Origin of the sequence: Rathayibacter sp. AY1D2 (assembly GCF_002932695.1) — a bacterium.
Taxonomy (GTDB): Bacteria; Actinomycetota; Actinomycetes; order Actinomycetales; family Microbacteriaceae; genus Rathayibacter.
In genome coordinates this window covers 1-15558 of record NZ_PSVX01000074.1, presented here as the reverse complement: position 1 = coordinate 15558, position 15558 = coordinate 1, and the positions used below count along the sequence as shown (strand labels likewise).

Genomic DNA, 15558 nt, shown 5'->3' with positions numbered 1-15558 from the left:
GTATCGCCCACCACGAGAACCCCCGGCCCCTGGCCGGGGGTTCTGTCGTTCCCGGCTCCGGCGCTACCCTCGCAGGATGCCCGCCCCGATCCCCGTCGACGACCAGGGCACCCTCCTGCGGCTCGTCTCGCGGGACGACGGACCGGCCCTCGCCGCCGCGTACCGGCGCAACCGCCGGCACCTCGCGCCCTGGGAGCCGACGCGCTCGACCCGCTTCTTCGAGGCGTGGGGCCAGACCGACGCCGTCGCGGACGCGCTCGCCGCGCACCGGGCCGGCAGCGTCCTCCCGCTCGTCCTCGACGCGGGCGGCGTGATCGTCGGTCGGCTGACTCTCGCGAACATCGTCCGCGGCGCCTTCGACAGCGGCGATCTCGGCTACTGGCTCGACAGCGGTCTGCAGGGCCGCGGCGTGATGACCCGCGCGGTCGGAGCCGTCCTGCGCACCGCGCGTGAGGATCTGGGGCTGCACCGCGTGCAGGCCGGGACGCTCCTCCACAACGTCGGATCGCAGACCGTGCTGCAGCGCAACGGCTTCGAGCGGATCGGCGTCGCGCGGCGCTACCTGCGGATCGCCGGGGAGTGGCAGGACCACGTCCTCTTCCAGGCGCTGCTCGAGGGCGGCCCGCTCCAGCCTCCGCCGACTCCGCTCGTCTAGGGTGAGCGGCGCCGGCCTTCTCCCGGCGCTCCGAGCGGGAGGGACGCGCCCATGACCACGCGGCACATCGGCGGACGAGAGTTCGACTTCGAGCGGCAGGTGGCCGTGATGGCGGTCGTGAACCGCACACCCGACTCCTTCTACGACAAGGGCTCCACCTTCGCCCTGGACAGCGCCATCGCGGCCGCCGTGCGCGCTGCGGAGCTCGGCGCCGACTGGGTCGACATCGGCGGAGTGCCGTTCGGCCGCGGCCCCGCTGTCACGCTCCAGGAGGAGCTCGACCGGGTCGTCCCCGTCGTGGCGGGCATCGCGGAGCGGAGCGACGTGGTCGTCTCGGTGGACACGACGAGCGCCGAGGTCGCGCGCGCGAGCATCGCCGCGGGCGCCTCCGTCATCAACGACACGAGCGGGCTGCACGACCCCCGGATGCTCGAGGTCGTCGCCTCCTCCTCCGCTCAGCTCGTCATCACCCACAGCGTGGGCGCCCCCCGCAGCGAGCCGGAGAGACCCGAGTACGACGACGTCGTGGCGACCGTGGTCGACCATCTGCGGAGCCGCGTCGATCGCGCGCTCTCGGGTGGAGTGCCTGCCGGGAGGATCATCGTCGATCCGGGTCACGACCTGAACAAGAACACCGTGCACACGCTCGAGCTCACCCGCCGGCTGGGCGAGGTGGCCGCGCTCGGCTTCCCGGTGCTCGCCGCGGTGTCCAACAAGGACTTCATCGGCGAGGCGCTGGACCGGCCGCAGGGGGAGCGCCTCGAGGGCTCCCTCGCCGCCGCGGTGATCTGCATCCTGAACGGTGCGCGGATCGTGCGCATGCACGACGTGCGCCAGGCGGTGGACGCCGTGCGGATGACGGAGGCGGTGCTGGGCTGGCGGGCGCCCGTCTTCCTCCGCCACAACGTGGAGCCGGCGGCGTGAGCGCCCGCATCGACGGCCTGTCGCAGGCCGGGCAGGACCTGTCCGACGAGGCTCTGCTGGCCCTCTACGCGGACGGGGCGGGCGAGGAGTGGCTCCGGGTCAACTTCGTCGCGAGCGTCGACGGCGCGGTCACCCGTGACGGCGTCTCGGGCGATCTCGGGGGCGCGGCGGACCTGCGCGTGTTCGACCTGCTCCGCCGGCTCGCCGACGTCGTGCTCGTCGCGGCCGGCACGGTGCGGACCGAGGGCTACGGCCCGATGGTGCTGAGCGACGAGTCCGTGCGGTCCCGGCTCGGCACCGGGCTCGCCCCGCAGCCCGTCTTCGCGATCGTCTCGGGGTCGCTCGACCTCGATCCCGACTCGCGGATCTTCACCGAGGCGCCGGTGCGCCCGATCGTCGTGACCACCGGCTCCTCGCCGGCCCGCCGCCGCGCGGAGCTCGCCGAGGTCGCCGACGTGCTCGTCTGCGGCGACGCAGAGCTCGACGCGACGCGGATGCGGGCGCAGCTCGCGGAGCGGGGGCTCGGCAGGATCCACTGCGAGGGCGGTCCGTCGCTGCTCGGGACCCTCCTCGCCGCGGACGCCGTCGACGAGCTCTGCCTGACCGTCGCTCCGACGCTCGAGGCGGGGGACTCCGGGAGGCTCGCCCGCGGCGACGTCCCCGGACCGCGCCCGCAGCACCTGGCGCACGTGCTCAGCGCCGGCGACACGCTGCTCCTGCGCTACCTCCGCCGGCGCTGACCCGCGCTACTCGTGGCGCCGCTCGTTCCCGTCGCGCTTGGCCTCGGAGGCCGGACGGGCGGCGATCACGGGGTGGGCGCCGGTGAAGCCGTCACGGGCGGACGCGATCGCCAGGATGCGCGGCTTCGCGACGTGCCAGCCCACGATCAGGGCGGGCACGCCGACCACCGCGACGATCCCCACGGTCCAGGTGCCGGTCGGGAAGTCGACGGCGATGAGGACCACCACGATCACCAGGAACGCCAGGGTGAGCCACGAGGTCACCGGGGCGCCGGGCATCCGGAAGGACGGGCGCTCCAGGCGCCCCTGGGCCGCCCAGCGCTGCAGCTGCATCTGGCAGAGGACGATCATGCCCCAGCCCGTGACGATGCCCAGCGCCGAGACGTTGAGGACGATCTCGAAGGCCTCGGACGGCACGAAGAGGTTCAGCACGATCCCGATCAGGGTGATGCTCGCCGTGAGCAGGATGCCGCCGTAGGGGACGCCCTGCTTGTTCATCCGGCCGGTGAAGGCGGGGGCGGAGCCGTTGAGCGCCATGGAGCGGAGGATGCGGCCGGTCGAGTAGAGCCCGGCGTTGATGCTGGAGAGCGCGGCCGTCAGCACGACGAAGTTCATGATCGATCCGGCGATCTCGCCCGAGGAGCCGTCGCCCAGCGAGCTGAAGAACGTGACGAACGGGCTCTCGCCCTTCGAGTAGGCCGTGTAGGGCAGCAGCAGCGTCAGCAGCAGCACCGAGCCGACGTAGAAGACGGCGATGCGCAGGATGACCGAGTTGATGGCGCGCGGGATGACCTTCGCCGGCTCCGCGGTCTCGCCCGCCGCCGTGCCGACCAGCTCGACTCCGGAGTAGGCGAACACCACGCCCTGGACGACCAGGACGCTGGCGATCAGGCCGCCGGGCAGGATGCCGCCGTTGTCGTTCCAGAGGCTGATCCCGGGGTCCACGGAGACGCCGCCGGACTGCAGCGGCCAGCCCGCGGCGAGCACGACGACGCCGATCACCAGGAAGACCACCAGCGCCGTGACCTTGATGAGCGCGAACCAGAACTCCAGCTCCCCGAAGACCTTGACCGAGACGAGGTTCAGCGAGAGCACGACGACCAGGGCGATGAGTGCGAGGAGCCACTGGGGCACGGAGGAGAAGAGCGACCAGTACTTCACGTACAGGGCCACCGCGGTGACGTCGGCGATCGCGGTCATCGCCCAGTTCAGGAAGTACATCCATCCGGCGACGAAGGCGGCCTTCTCGCCCAGGAACTCGCGGGCGTAGGAGATGAAGGAGCCCGAGCTCGGCCGGTGCAGGACCAGCTCGCCGAGCGCGCGGAGGATCAGGTAGGCGAAGACGCCGCAGACCGCGTACACGACGACGAGCGAGGGACCGGCGGTGGCGAGTCGGCCGCCCGCGCCGAGGAAGAGGCCGGTGCCGATCGCGCCGCCGATGGCGATCATCTGCAGCTGCCGGGGCTTGAGCCCGGGACGGTAGCCCTCCTGCTCCTTCGAGAAGTCGGGCTGCACGGGCCCGCGGTCGTCGTCGCTCTGCGTCACGGGGGCTCCCTCGTCACCGGATCGCGCCGGGCGGCTGCTCCGGCACGCCCGTCAGGGTAAGGGCGCGCTGCTCGGAGGAGGCGGGTGGCGCGGTCCGCGGCATGCGGATCCTCTCAGGATCGGGGCGCCTACCCTGAGGGCATGAGCGGTCCGGACCTCGCACGGCAGTCCTCGCTCGAGGGCGTCCGGATCCCGTCGCCGGCGAGGCGCCTGAACGGCGGCACCGATCCGGCGCTCGTCTGGCGCAACGAGCTCGACGGGCTGACCTTCCGCGTGGACGCCGGGTACCTGAAGTGGAATCCCCGGTCCACGGGCGTCGACCTCCGTCGCGAGATCGCGCGTCTGCGCTGGCTGGAGGGGCGGATCGACGCGCCCCGGATCCTGGAGGCGGGCGAGGACGAGGAGGGGCAGTGGCTCCTCACCGCACCGCTGGCCGGGCGGAGCGCCGTCGACCCGGAGTGGACAGCCCGGCCGGAGGAGGCCGTCCGCGCGATCGCGGCCGGCCTGCGGGCGGTCCACGCGCTCCCCGTCGACGCGGTGCCCGAGGAGCTGCGCGACGACTCCTGGTTCGCGCGCCGGCCGTCGGCGCTCGGCGCGGCTCCGGAGCTCGTGGACCCCGTCGTGGTGCACGGCGACGCGTGCGCTCCGAACACGCTCGTCGACGACGACGGACGCTGGAGCGGCACGGTCGACGTCGGCGACCTGGGCGTGGGCGACCGCTGGGCGGATCTGGCGGTCGCCGCCGTCAGCCTCGGCTGGAACTACGGCCCCGGCCACACCCCGCTGCTCCTCGCGGAGTACGGAGCGGATCCGGACGACGAGCGCGCGGCCTACTACCGCGCGCTCTGGTCGTCCGAGTCCTGAGTCACTTCTTCTTCGCGGCCTCGTCGTCCTGGGCCGTGCCCTCGTCGCTGCGGTTCTCGCTCGCCAGCCGCAGCCAGCGCCCGTCGCGGACGTCCTTCTCGTGCACTGCCGCCTTCTTGTCGCTCGCGGCGGTGTCGCGCGGGGGGAGCTGGATGGTCTCCTCCGCCTCGATGCCCGCCTGCAGCTCGCGTCCGCGCTCGAGCTCGGCGTCGAACTCCGCGCCGAAGAGCAGGGCGATGTTGGTGATCCAGATCCAGAGGAGGAAGACGATCACCGCGCCGAGCGAGCCGTAGGTCTTGTTGTAGTTGGAGAAGTTGGCCACGTAGAACGCGAAGCCGGTCGAGGCGATCAGCCAGATCGCCAGGGCGACGATCGATCCGATGCTGATCCAGCGGAACTTCGGCTGGCGGATGTTGGGCGCCCAGTAGTACAGGGTCGCGACGATCACGATCGCGATGACCACGAGCACCGGCCATTTCGCGATGTTCCACACGGTGAGGGCGGCGGGCCCGAGGCCCACGACGTCGCCGACGGCGGTCGCGACCGGTCCGCTGAGCACCAGGATGAGCGCCGCGATCACGATCAGGACGACCGTCACCACGGTCACGCCGAGCATCGTCGGGCGGAGCTTCCAGAAGGGGCGCCCCTCGTCGATCTGGTAGACGCGGTTCATCGCGCGGCCGAAGGCGCCGACGTAGCCGGAGGCGGACCAGATCGCTCCGACGACACCGGTCACGAAGGCGAGACCCGCGGCGGAGGAGCTGGTCAGCGCCTGGATCGGGTCGCGCAGCAGGTCGACGACCTCGCTCGACGCGAGGTTCCCGATCAGGTCGAGCACCAGATCAGTGGTGGCCTGCGCCTGGCCGAAGAGCCCCAGCACCGACACGATCGCGAGCAGGGCGGGGAAGAGCGCGAGCACGGCGTAGTAGGTGAGCGCGGCGGCGAGGTCGGTGCACTGGTCCGCGCCGAATTCGCGGGCCGTCTTCTTGAGGACGTAGAACCAGGAGCGCTTGGTGATGTCGGTGACGTCGTCGGGCTTCCGGGAATCGTCGGGATCGGGCGCTGTCTTCTCGCGGGTAGTGCTCTGCTCGGCCATGCGGACACGCTACGGGGCCGACAGTCGTCGGACGGCCCCCTTGACGGCGCGGCCGGTCGTGTCGCGGGTCAGGCCCGGCGCTGGCGCGCGGCGGCGAGGGTGCCGAAGAGGAGGAAGGAGCAGGTCGCGGCGAGGACGGTCAGCAGGGGAGCCTCCCAGCCGCCGCTCGCGTCGTGCGCGAACCCGATGACGGTCGGGGCGGTGGCGGCCACGGCGTAGCCGATCCCCTGCACCGTGGCCGAGAGCCGCGACGCGTGGGCGTCGGAGCGGGAGAGCCGCACGACGAGCACGAAGACCACCGTGAATCCTCCGCCCTGGGCCGCGCCGCCCAGCACGCACCAGAGCGCCCAGAGCTGCGGCGCGAGCAGCAGCCCCGCCGGCACCGTGCACCAGAGGAGGCCGACGAGCACGATGCCCCCCAGGGGTCCGAGCCTCCGGACCAGGAGCGGGACGCCGAGGGCGCCGGCGACCGCGGCGAGCTGGAACACCGAGGCGCTCGCGCCCGCGGTCGCGATCGAGAAGCCGTTGCGGTCGACGAGCAGCGAGGGGAGCCACGCCGTCACTCCGTAGTACGAGAACGCCTGGCTCGAGAAGCAGAGCGCGAGCGCCAGCACGGTCGCGCTGCGGAAGATCCGCGGAGCCGGTGCGGCCGGTGCGCGGTCGGCGCGGGCCGGGCGGGGAGTCGGACGCAGGGCCGCCCGAGGCCCTACGGCCACGAGCCAGCCGGCCAGAGCGAGGGCGTTGAGGGCGAGCCAGACGAGCAGGGCGCCGCGCCAGCCGAGCGCCAGAGCGAGCGGAGCGGTGCCGAGCGAGGTGATCGTCGAGCCGACGTTGAGGGCTGCGGTGTAGACGCCCGTCGTGAGGTCGACGCGCTCGGGAGCGACGTCCCGCCGGATCACGACGGGGAGGACGACGTTGCCGATCGTGATGGAGACGCCGATCAGGATGGTGCCCGCCACGGCCGGTCCCACGTCGCCGATCGATCGGACGATCGTGCCGAGCGCGACGCCGATCACCGTGACGGTCACGGCGGCGTCGGGTCCCGCGCGGCGGATCACCAGGAGGGCGAGCGGAGTCGCCAGGGCGAAGCAGAGCACGGGGATGCTGGTGAGGATCCCCGCCTGGCCCGCGGACAGCGCGAGGTCCTCGCGCACCGCGTCGATGATGGGCGCGACGGCGACGATCGGACCGCGCAGGACCAGCGCGACCAGGGCGACCGCCACGACGAGGAGCCAGGGAGCGCTCCGGCGCGCGGTCATCGGGGCGTCGAGGGCCGCGGCACCCCGGTCAGCCGGCCAGGCCGGGGACCCCGGCCGAGAGGTTGCCGACGATGGTGAAGACGCCCGACACCAGACCGAGGATCCCGGTGACGAGTCCGGCCGTCGCGAGCCCGCGACCGCCTCCGACGAGCGGTGCGGCCGCCCGGCCCTTCGCCGAGAAGACGATGGCGAGGATCGAGGGGATCAGCAGCGGATTGATCAGCAGGCTCAGGACGCCGAGCACGAGGCTCGCGATCGCCATGGGGTTGCGGCCCGCCGCGGAGGACGGGGCGGACGGATAGGCGTACAGCTCCTGCTCCGGAGCGCCCGGGGGCGTGCCGTAGGCGGGAGCGGGCGCCGAGGAGGACGGGCGGGACCGGTCCGTCCACGCCGCGCCGTCCCAGTAGAGCTCCGAGCCGAGGTCGGCCGGGTGCGGGTACCACCCGGGCGCGGGCAGCGGAGCGGAGTCGTCGGGCATGGGGCGAGTCTAGAGCGGCGCCGATCAGCTCTTGGGCTGCTCGAAGCCGAGCGCGTTCCCGTCGGGATCGAGGATCCAGGCCGCCCAGACGCTGCCGCGGTCGGCCACGCCGTTCTCGGTGCGCAGCTCGTCGCTGTCGTAGTCCTCCGGAGCCACGCCCCGAGTCGCCAGCGCGTCCAGCTCGGCGCGCAGGTCGGCCACCCGCCAGGCGGCCTTGGTCTGCTCGTCCTTCGAGCCCGTGGTGCTGGCGGTGACGGTGAGCCGGGTGCCGCCGCAGGAGTAGGCGATCGCCGACTCGCTCTCCTCGAGGACCTCCAGTCCCAGGGAGCCGGCGTAGAAGGCGCGGGAGGCGGCGAGGTCGCGGGAGAGCAGAACGGGGCCGATGGGGGAGTCGGAGAGCACGGTGAGTCCTTTCGTCGGTGGGCCTCCAGTCGACGCCCGCTGCGGCCCGGCGCGGAAGGGGTTGCCACCGGGCCGGCCGGAGGGGGCGGGCGCGGCAGAATGGCCTCGGCCGTGCCCCTCGCGCGGCCGGGAGGAGCCCTCATGAGCTGGACCATCGACGAGGTGGCGTGGACCCACCCGGACGCCGAGCGTCTGCGCGACGCGCAGCGGCGCGAGCTCGACGAGCGCTACGGCAACGACGACCACGAGCCCGGCACGCCGCCCTCGGCCGACGACGTGCCCGTCTTCCTCGTCGCCCGCAACGCGAGCGGCACGGCGGTGGCCTGCGGCGGACTGCGGCCTCTCGACGACGACGTCCTCGGACCGGGGGCGATCGAGGTGAAGCGGATGTTCGCCGACCGCGCCGCCCGCGGCACCGGAGCGGCCACGGCCGTCCTGCGCGCGCTCGAGGCGCGGGCGGCCGCTCTGGGCACGACGCGCCTGGTGCTGGAGACCGGGACGCTCCAGCCCGACGCGATGCGGTTCTACCTCCGGGAGGGCTACCACGCCATCCTGCCGTTCGGCGCCTACATCGGGTCCGAGCACTCGGTCTGCTACGCCCGCGATCTCGCTCCCGGCGCCTGAGCGTCAGCGGCGCAGGGTCTCCACCGGGTACTCGCCGAAGCGGCGGTGGTACGCCCCCGAGAAGCGGCCCTGGTTGAGGAAGCCCCAGCGCGCGGAGACGGCGCGCACGGTCTCCTCGCCCGGAGCGCCCTCGCGCAGCTCGACGCGCGCCCGGTCGAGACGCACGCCGCGCAGGTAGCCGAGCGGAGTGTCGCCGAAGTGTCTCCGGAACGCGGCCTGCAGCGCCCGCGGAGTGAGCCCCGCCGCTGTCGCGATGTCGGACACGGTGACGGGCGACGCGGCGAACGCGTGCAGGAACTCGGCGGCACGCAGCAGGTGCTCGAGCCCCGGCCGCAGCACCTGCGACGGAACGACGACCGGCCGGTGCGCGAAGGTCGCGAGCAGGTGCAGAGCGACGCCGCGCTCGGCCGCCACGAGCTGCAGCGCTGTCGCCTCGCCGCCCGACCGGAGGACGCCCGCGAAGTCGTCGACCGCCCGCCACCAGCCCGGGAGTGCCGACGCGGAGGCGATCGAGCGGTGGTCGAAGACGAGCGGCAGCGGCACGCCGTCGCCGGCCTCGGACGCGACCTGCTCGAGGAGGCCGGCGGCCACGTGCACGAGCCGCTGCTGGAAGTCGCGGCTGACGAACTCGAACGGACGCGCGCTGGGGAACACGACCGGCCGCCCCGGCAGGTGGACGATCCGATCGCCCTCCGGGTCCACCACGCTCGTGCCGGAGAGGAACCACGAGACGACGTACTCGCCCGCCGGACGCAGCCCCCCGGACACGGAGCCCCGGAAAACAGACGTCCGCAGGCTCACGCCCTCGCTCCCGGAGACGTCGTAGCGGAAGGAGAAGGGCCGCTCGACCGGTTCCGTCCGGAATCCCGACCCGCCGTAGCCGTCCGAGTAGAAGCGCCGCGCCTCCTCCAGGTCGGCCCCGGAGCGCGTGAAGCGCTGCAGCGCAGGACCGGCACCCATCGGACCAGGATGCCACCTGGACGGATTGCGCACCGGTCGCCCCCGCGCCCCTCTCCGGGGCACGTCCTGTCGGCAGGGTGACGGGGTCGGACGACACGGACGGAGACGCATGGAGATCAGCGCACGCAGACTCGCGGCACGCGACGCGGTGGCCGTCGTCGCCGTGCTCGCCGCACTCGAGGGGGCGCTCGCCGTGGACTCCCTGCCGCCCGGCCTGGAGGAGGTCCTCCTGCACCAGCTCGAGCGCAGCTCGCTCGTGCTCCCCGGCGCCGACCGGGACGAGCTCGCCTCCGCTCTGCGCGCGCTCGGCGTCCGCGTGCTCGACGCGCTCGGGTAGAGGCCGCCGCCGACTACAGTCGAGGGGTCAACCGAGCCCGAGGAGTGCCCGCACGTGTCGAACGAACCGTCGAATCCCGCAGAGAACGAGTCCCACTCGGTCGTCACCGAGGCGGGCACGGGATTCACGCACTTCACCGACCGGGCCGTGGTCGCGATCCGCGTCAACGGGGAGCTCAAGGACCTCGCCGCCGACGTCGTGCCGGGCGACCGCATCGAGCCGGTGCTCATCTCCTCGCCGGACGGGCTGAACATCCTCCGCCACTCCGCGGCCCACGTGCTCGCGCAGGCGGTGCAGCAGATCAACCCGGAGGCGAAGCTGGGCATCGGCCCGCCCGTCACCGACGGCTTCTACTACGACTTCGACGTCGAGGAGCCCTTCACGCCCGAGGCGATGAAGGCGCTCGAGAAGGCGATGGACCGCATCGTCCGCCAGGGCCAGCGGTTCGTGCGCCGCGTCGTCTCCGAGGAGGAGGCGCGCGCCGAGCTCGCCGGCGAGCCCTACAAGCTCGAGCTGATCGGGATCAAGGGCGGGGGAGCCGAGGACGAGAGCGTCGAGGTCGGCGGCGCCGAGCTCACCATCTACGACAACGTCGACCCGCGTTCCGGCGAGACGGTCTGGAAGGACCTCTGCCGCGGCCCGCATCTGCCCAACACCCGCATGATCGGCAACGGCTACGCCCTGACCCGCAACGCTGCCGCCTACTGGCGCGGCTCGGAGAAGAACCCGCAGCTGCAGCGCGTCTACGGCACCGCGTGGCCCACGAAGGACGAGCTGCGCGAGCACCAGGCCCGCCTCGAGGAGGCGGCGCGCCGCGACCACCGCAAGCTCGGCCACGAGCTCGACCTGTTCTCCTTCCCGGACGAGATCGGCTCCGGCCTCGCGGTCTTCCACCCCAAGGGCGGGATCATCCGCTACGAGATCGAGCAGTACATGCGCGAGCAGCTGCTCGCCCACGACTACGAGCTCGTCTACACGCCGCACATCACCAAGGGCGACCTGTTCCTCACGAGCGGGCACCTGCAGTGGTACTCCGAGGGGATGTTCCCCCCGATGCACCTCGACGAGCTGCAGGACGAGGACGGCAACGTCACCCGCCAGGGCCAGGACTACTACCTCAAGCCCATGAACTGCCCGTTCCACAACCTGATCTTCCGCTCGCGCGGCCGCAGCTACCGCGAGCTCCCGCTGCGCCTGGCCGAGTTCGGCACCGTGTACCGCTACGAGAAGAGCGGCACCCTGCAGGGCCTCACCCGCGTGCGCGGCCTGACCCAGGACGACGCCCACATCTACGTCGCGCAGGAGGACGTGTCGGCCGAGCTGACCCGCAACCTCGAGTTCGTGCTGCAGGTGCTGCGCGACTACGGCCTCGACGACTTCTACCTCGAGCTGTCCACGAACGAGGAGGGCAACCCGAAGTTCGTCGGTGCGCCCGAGCAGTGGGAGGAGGCGATCGAGTCGCTGCGCGCGGTCGCCGTCGCCTCCGGTCTCGAGCTGGTGCCGGATCCGGGAGGAGCGGCGTTCTACGGTCCGAAGATCTCGGTGCAGGCGCGCGACGCCATCGGCCGCACCTGGCAGATGTCGACCATCCAGCTCGACTTCAACCAGCCCGAGCGCTTCGAGCTCGAGTACACGGCCTCGGACGGCTCGAAGAAGCGGCCCGTGATGATCCACCGCGCGCTCTTCGGCTCCATCGAGCGCTTCTTCGCGATCCTCACCGAGCACTACGCCGGGGCGTTCCCGGTCTGGCTGTCGCCGGTCCAGGTCGTGGGCATCCCGATCGCCGACGAGTACCTGCCCTACCTCGAGGAGGTCGTCGGCGAGCTCAAGAGGTCGGGCATCCGCGCCGAGATCGACTACTCCAGCGACCGGATGCAGAAGAAGATCCGCAACGCCACGCTGCAGAAGGTGCCCTTCCAGATGATCGTGGGGGAGAAGGACCGCGACGCCGGAGCCGTCAGCTTCCGCTTCCGCGACGGCACGCAGGAGAACGGGATCCCGGTCGCCGACGCCGTCGCGCGCATCCGCGAGGCCGTCGCCTCGAAGGCGCAGGTCTGAGCGTGAGCGACGGCTACGTGCCCGAGGGAGCGGAGGGCTCGGCGCACCTCGCCGGGGTTCCCGACGAGTTCCAGCGCCTGTGGACGCCGCACCGGATGGTCTACATCCAGAAGGGGCAGCCCGGAGCCGACGACTGCCCCTTCTGCGTGGCGCCGACGCTGAGCGACGAGGAGGCCCTCATCGTCGCCCGCGGGGAGCACGCCTACGTCCTGCTGAACCTCTTCCCGTACAACTCCGGCCACCTCCTGGTCTGCCCGTACCGGCACATCCCGCTCTACGACGAGGCCACTCCCGAGGAAGTGGCCGAGATCGGAGCGCTCACGCAGACGGCCATGCGCGTCGTCCGCTCGGTCTCGAACAACGACGGCTTCAACCTCGGGATGAACCAGGGCGCGGTCGCGGGAGCGGGGATCGCCGCGCACCTGCACCAGCACGTGGTTCCGCGCTGGGCGACCGACGCGAACTTCTTCCCGATCATCGCCCGCACGAAGGCGCTCCCGCAGCTGCTCGGCGACGTGCGGGCGAGCCTCGCGGCGGCCTGGCCGAGCCTCTAGACCGCCGCCCGGCCCCCTGTCCAGCGCCGCGGACGGTGGGTGCCGTCTCGTAGACTCGGAGCTGCCGTCGGCGGAAGTCGCCGCACAGAACAGGACTCGCGAACATGACCGACACCACCACTCCGTCCTCGTCCGCTCCCGAGCAGTTCGGCTCGAGCCGCGTCAAGCGCGGTCTCGCCGAGATGCTCAAGGGCGGCGTCATCATGGACGTCGTCGACGCCGATCAGGCCCGCATCGCGGAGGACGCCGGCGCGGTCGCCGTCATGGCGCTCGAGCGCGTCCCCGCCGACATCCGCTCGCAGGGCGGCGTCGCACGCATGAGCGACCCCGACCTGATCGACGGCATCGTCTCCGCCGTGTCGATCCCCGTCATGGCGAAGGCGCGCATCGGCCACTTCGTCGAGGCGCAGATCCTGCAGGAGCTCGGCGTCGACTACATCGACGAGTCCGAGGTCCTCTCGCCCGCCGACTACGTGAACCACATCGACAAGTGGAACTTCACCGTCCCCTTCGTCTGCGGAGCGACCAACCTGGGCGAGGCGCTGCGCCGCATCACCGAGGGCGCAGCGATGATCCGCTCGAAGGGCGAGGCCGGCACCGGCGACGTCTCCGAGGCGACCAAGCACATCCGCACGATCTCCGGCGAGGTCAACCGCCTGAAGGCGATGACCAAGGACGAGCTCTACGTCGCCGCGAAGGAGCTGCAGGCCCCCTACGACCTGGTCGTCGAGATCGCCCGGACCGGCAAGCTCCCCGTCGTCCTCTTCACCGCCGGCGGGGTCGCGACCCCGGCCGACGCGGCGCTGATGATGCAGCTGGGCGCCGACGGCGTGTTCGTCGGCTCCGGCGTCTTCAAGTCGGGCGAGCCCGCCAAGCGCGCGGCCGCGATCGTGAAGGCGACCACCTTCTTCGACGACGCGAAGGTCGTCGCGGAGGCCTCGCGCGGCCTGGGCGAGGCGATGGTCGGCATCAACGTGGCCGACGTGCCCGCGCCGCACCGCCTCGCCGAGCGTGGCTGGTAGCGCCGACGCGCCGCTCGCCGGCGCAGGACCGACGCGGGAGTCCCTCGAGGGGCTCCGCGTCGGCGTCCTCGCGCTGCAGGGCGACTTCCGCGAGCACGCGCACGTCCTGCGCGAGCTGGGCGCCGAGGTGGTGCTCGTGCGCCGCCCGGAGGAGCTCGCCACCGTCGCGGGGCTGGTCATCCCGGGCGGCGAGTCCACGGTGATGGACAAGCTGTCGCGCCTCTTCGGCCTCGCGGAGCCGGTCGTCGAGGCGATCAGTGCGGGGATGCCCGTCTACGGGACCTGCGCCGGGCTGATCATGCTCGCCGACCGGGTCCTCGACCGCATCGACGGCCAGAGCAGCTTCGGCGGCCTGGACGTGTCGGTCCGGAGGAACGCGTTCGGCAACCAGCTCGACTCCTTCGAGACCGATCTCGACGTGCCGGCCATCGGCGATCCGCCGGTGCACGCGGTCTTCATCCGCGCACCGGTCGTGGAGGAGCTGGGGGAGCGGGCGACCGCGCTCGCCAGCGTCGCCGACGGGCGGGTGGTCGCGGTCGAGCAGGGCAACCTCCTTGGGACGGCGTTCCATCCCGAGATCACCGGCGACTACCGGTTCCACGAGCTGTTCCTGCGGAAGGTCGCGGCGACGCGCTTCGGCGACTGACCCGCTGCCGTCCCCTCCGCCAGGGGTGGACGGTGCGGGACCCGCGGGCCAGGGTGGTCGCATGCCCGAACTCCCCGAGGTCCAGGCCCTCGCCCTCGATCTCGACGCGCGCCTGGGCGGACGCGTCCTCGAGCGGCTCGACGTGTTCGCGATCTCCGCCCTCAAGACCGTCGCCATCCCGCCGTCGGCTCTGTCCGGCGAGACCGTCCACGGAGTATCGCGGCACGGCAAGTTCCTCGACCTCGCAGTCGGCGAGGCCCACGTCCTCCTGCACCTCGCCCGCGCCGGCTGGGTCCGCTGGCGGCCCGAGCGGCCGACGGCGCCGGCGAAGCCCGGCCGGGGACCGCTCGCCGCGCGGCTCGTCCTCGACGACGGGTCGGGGTTCGACGTGACGGAGGCCGGCACCAAGAAGAGCCTCGCGCTCTCGATCGTCGCCGATCCGCTCGACGTCCCGGGCGTCGCCCGGCTGGGTCCCGATCCGCTGGACCCGGAGTTCACCGAGGAGATCCTCGGCGCGATCCTCGCCACGGCGGGCCGGGCGCAGGTGAAGGGCGTCCTCCGCGACCAGTCCCGCATCGCCGGCATCGGCAACGCCTACTCGGACGAGATCCTCCACGTGGCGCGCATGTCGCCCTTCAAGCCCGCCGCGCTCACCGCCGACGAGCTGGACCGCCTCTACGCGGCCCTCCGCTACACACTCGAGGAGGCGCTCGCCCGCGCCGAGGGCCTGCACGCGGCCGACCTCAAGCGCGAGAAGAAGCTCGGCATGCGCGTCCACGGCCGCACAGGAGAGGCGTGCCCCGTCTGCGGCGACACGATCCGCCAGGTGGTCTTCCACGACTCCACGCTCCAGTACTGCCCCACCTGCCAGACCGACGGCAGGATCCTCGCCGACCGGCTGCTGTCGCGGCTGATCAGATAGCGAGCCGGTCCCTGCCCGGCTCGCCGCGGTCGGCTCTCGGGGGTGGCTGGGTGGGTGGAGCGGGTCGCGTTCGCCTACAGCGATCCGCTGGTACGCGGATCACTGGTTCGGCTGTGCTTGTGGCGAGCCGGTCCCTGCCCGGCTCGCCGCGGTCGGCTCTCGGGGGTGGCTGGGTGGGTGGAGCGGGTCGCGTCCGCCTAGCGCGATCCGCTGGCACGCGGATCGTGCGTTCGGCGGTGCCTGTGGGAGCCGGTCCCTGCCCGGCTCGCCGTGGCGAGGATCGCGCCGAGGATCTCCTCGGTGAACTCCGGGTCCAGCGGATCGGGACCCAGCCGGGCGAGCCGCTCGTCGTCGAGGCCCCAGATCCGCGCGTACTCCCGGCCGTTGGGGAAGAACCCGCTCGACATCCGCTTCGATCTGGACGAGGCGATCGACACCGGGCTCCCCGACGTCGTGATGCTCCTGCGCATCC

The 15558-nt window shown here is 72.5% G+C and carries 17 protein-coding genes; 11 read left to right on the top strand and 6 right to left on the bottom strand.

Annotation, left to right across the window (positions count from 1 at the left end; all coding sequences use genetic code 11):
- Positions 1 to 76: 76 nt before the first annotated feature.
- Genes C5D04_RS15700 through C5D04_RS15690 form a run of 3 tightly spaced genes read left to right on the top strand, consistent with a single transcriptional unit; the run spans position 77 to position 2319 of the window.
- Positions 77 to 655, top strand: coding sequence for a GNAT family N-acetyltransferase (locus tag C5D04_RS15700; protein ID WP_104347987.1), 579 nt, complete (start codon positions 77 to 79; stop codon positions 653 to 655).
- A 51-nt stretch (positions 656 to 706) separates the two neighbouring features.
- Complete coding sequence (gene folP / locus C5D04_RS15695) at positions 707 to 1579, top strand: dihydropteroate synthase (RefSeq protein WP_104233330.1); 873 nt, start codon at positions 707 to 709, stop codon at positions 1577 to 1579.
- Positions 1576 to 2319 carry a pyrimidine reductase family protein gene (locus C5D04_RS15690; RefSeq protein WP_104233329.1) on the top strand — a complete coding sequence of 248 codons (744 nt, stop codon included), beginning with the start codon at positions 1576 to 1578 and terminating at the stop codon, positions 2317 to 2319. The genes folP and C5D04_RS15690 overlap by 4 nt, the downstream gene beginning before the upstream one ends.
- Positions 2320 to 2325: 6 nt before the next feature.
- Here C5D04_RS15690 and C5D04_RS15685 read toward each other — a convergent pair whose 3' ends face one another.
- A complete protein-coding gene (locus C5D04_RS15685) occupies positions 2326 to 3864 on the bottom strand; it encodes an amino acid permease (protein WP_258065186.1) in 1539 nt (512 codons plus the stop codon).
- 141 nt (positions 3865 to 4005) lie between these two features.
- Between C5D04_RS15685 and C5D04_RS15680 the strand changes: the two genes are divergently transcribed.
- Positions 4006 to 4728, top strand: a complete 723-nt coding sequence (locus tag C5D04_RS15680) for an aminoglycoside 3'-phosphotransferase (RefSeq protein ID WP_104233328.1) — start codon at positions 4006 to 4008, stop codon at positions 4726 to 4728.
- Position 4729: 1 nt separating this feature from the next.
- Here the strand turns inward: C5D04_RS15680 and C5D04_RS15675 are convergent, their stop codons facing one another.
- The 4 genes from C5D04_RS15675 to C5D04_RS18385 all read right to left on the bottom strand — a co-directional run bounded on the left by C5D04_RS15675 (position 4730) and on the right by C5D04_RS18385 (position 7963).
- Entirely contained in the window at positions 4730 to 5824 is a 1095-nt protein-coding gene (locus tag C5D04_RS15675) for a YihY/virulence factor BrkB family protein (protein WP_104233327.1), read from the bottom strand.
- 68 nt (positions 5825 to 5892) lie between these two features.
- The gene (locus tag C5D04_RS15670; RefSeq protein ID WP_104296177.1) at positions 5893 to 7083 is read right to left on the bottom strand and encodes a CynX/NimT family MFS transporter; all 1191 of its coding nucleotides are present in this window, start codon (positions 7081 to 7083) and stop codon (positions 5893 to 5895) included.
- Between the two features lie 28 nt (positions 7084 to 7111).
- Positions 7112 to 7561, bottom strand: coding sequence for a DUF2510 domain-containing protein (locus tag C5D04_RS15665; RefSeq protein WP_104251081.1), 450 nt, complete (start codon positions 7559 to 7561; stop codon positions 7112 to 7114).
- 24 nt (positions 7562 to 7585) lie between these two features.
- Entirely contained in the window at positions 7586 to 7963 is a 378-nt protein-coding gene (locus C5D04_RS18385) for a VOC family protein (protein WP_104233325.1), read from the bottom strand.
- A 141-nt stretch (positions 7964 to 8104) separates the two neighbouring features.
- On the opposite strand from C5D04_RS18385, the gene C5D04_RS15655 reads away from it, so the two are divergent.
- A complete protein-coding gene (locus tag C5D04_RS15655) occupies positions 8105 to 8587 on the top strand; it encodes a GNAT family N-acetyltransferase (RefSeq protein WP_104347989.1) in 483 nt (160 codons plus the stop codon).
- Between the two features lie 3 nt (positions 8588 to 8590).
- On the opposite strand, the gene C5D04_RS15650 is transcribed toward C5D04_RS15655, so the two are convergent.
- Positions 8591 to 9547 (bottom strand): AraC family transcriptional regulator, encoded by a 957-nt coding sequence (locus tag C5D04_RS15650; protein ID WP_219815034.1) that lies wholly within the window; start codon positions 9545 to 9547, stop codon positions 8591 to 8593.
- Positions 9548 to 9656: 109 nt separating this feature from the next.
- Between C5D04_RS15650 and C5D04_RS15645 the strand changes: the two genes are divergently transcribed.
- The 6 genes from C5D04_RS15645 to C5D04_RS15620 all read left to right on the top strand — a co-directional run bounded on the left by C5D04_RS15645 (position 9657) and on the right by C5D04_RS15620 (position 15086).
- Positions 9657 to 9884 (top strand): hypothetical protein, encoded by a 228-nt coding sequence (locus tag C5D04_RS15645; protein ID WP_104224631.1) that lies wholly within the window; start codon positions 9657 to 9659, stop codon positions 9882 to 9884.
- Between the two features lie 147 nt (positions 9885 to 10031).
- Positions 10032 to 11942, top strand: a complete 1911-nt coding sequence (gene thrS, locus C5D04_RS15640) for a threonine--tRNA ligase (protein WP_244230674.1) — start codon at positions 10032 to 10034, stop codon at positions 11940 to 11942.
- A gap of 2 nt (positions 11943 to 11944) precedes the next feature.
- Positions 11945 to 12496: an HIT domain-containing protein gene (locus C5D04_RS15635; protein ID WP_258061501.1), complete on the top strand. Its 552-nt coding sequence runs from the start codon at positions 11945 to 11947 to the stop codon at positions 12494 to 12496.
- A gap of 104 nt (positions 12497 to 12600) precedes the next feature.
- Positions 12601 to 13518, top strand: a complete 918-nt coding sequence (gene pdxS, locus C5D04_RS15630; RefSeq protein WP_104224629.1) for a pyridoxal 5'-phosphate synthase lyase subunit PdxS — start codon at positions 12601 to 12603, stop codon at positions 13516 to 13518.
- Between the two features lie 73 nt (positions 13519 to 13591).
- Positions 13592 to 14164, top strand: coding sequence for a pyridoxal 5'-phosphate synthase glutaminase subunit PdxT (gene pdxT / locus C5D04_RS15625; RefSeq protein ID WP_244229657.1), 573 nt, complete (start codon positions 13592 to 13594; stop codon positions 14162 to 14164).
- 61 nt (positions 14165 to 14225) lie between these two features.
- A complete protein-coding gene (locus tag C5D04_RS15620) occupies positions 14226 to 15086 on the top strand; it encodes an Fpg/Nei family DNA glycosylase (RefSeq protein ID WP_104296174.1) in 861 nt (286 codons plus the stop codon).
- The last annotated feature ends 472 nt before the right edge of the window (positions 15087 to 15558 follow it).

Excerpts from the sequence above, each read along its gene's own strand:
- C5D04_RS15620 (WP_104296174.1), top strand. The coding sequence starts at position 14,226 with ATGCCCGAACTCCCCGAGGTCCAGGCCCTCGCCCTCGATCTCGACGCG.
- C5D04_RS15650 (WP_219815034.1), bottom strand. The coding sequence starts at position 9,547 with ATGGGTGCCGGTCCTGCGCTGCAGCGCTTCACGCGCTCCGGGGCCGAC.
- pdxS (WP_104224629.1), top strand. The coding sequence starts at position 12,601 with ATGACCGACACCACCACTCCGTCCTCGTCCGCTCCCGAGCAGTTCGGC.
- C5D04_RS15700 (WP_104347987.1), top strand. The coding sequence starts at position 77 with ATGCCCGCCCCGATCCCCGTCGACGACCAGGGCACCCTCCTGCGGCTC.
- folP (WP_104233330.1), top strand. The coding sequence starts at position 707 with ATGACCACGCGGCACATCGGCGGACGAGAGTTCGACTTCGAGCGGCAG.
- C5D04_RS15680 (WP_104233328.1), top strand. The coding sequence starts at position 4,006 with ATGAGCGGTCCGGACCTCGCACGGCAGTCCTCGCTCGAGGGCGTCCGG.
- C5D04_RS15645 (WP_104224631.1), top strand. The coding sequence starts at position 9,657 with ATGGAGATCAGCGCACGCAGACTCGCGGCACGCGACGCGGTGGCCGTC.
- C5D04_RS15655 (WP_104347989.1), top strand. The coding sequence starts at position 8,105 with ATGAGCTGGACCATCGACGAGGTGGCGTGGACCCACCCGGACGCCGAG.
- C5D04_RS15665 (WP_104251081.1), bottom strand. The coding sequence starts at position 7,561 with ATGCCCGACGACTCCGCTCCGCTGCCCGCGCCCGGGTGGTACCCGCAC.
- C5D04_RS15670 (WP_104296177.1), bottom strand. The coding sequence starts at position 7,083 with ATGACCGCGCGCCGGAGCGCTCCCTGGCTCCTCGTCGTGGCGGTCGCC.
- C5D04_RS15675 (WP_104233327.1), bottom strand. The coding sequence starts at position 5,824 with ATGGCCGAGCAGAGCACTACCCGCGAGAAGACAGCGCCCGATCCCGAC.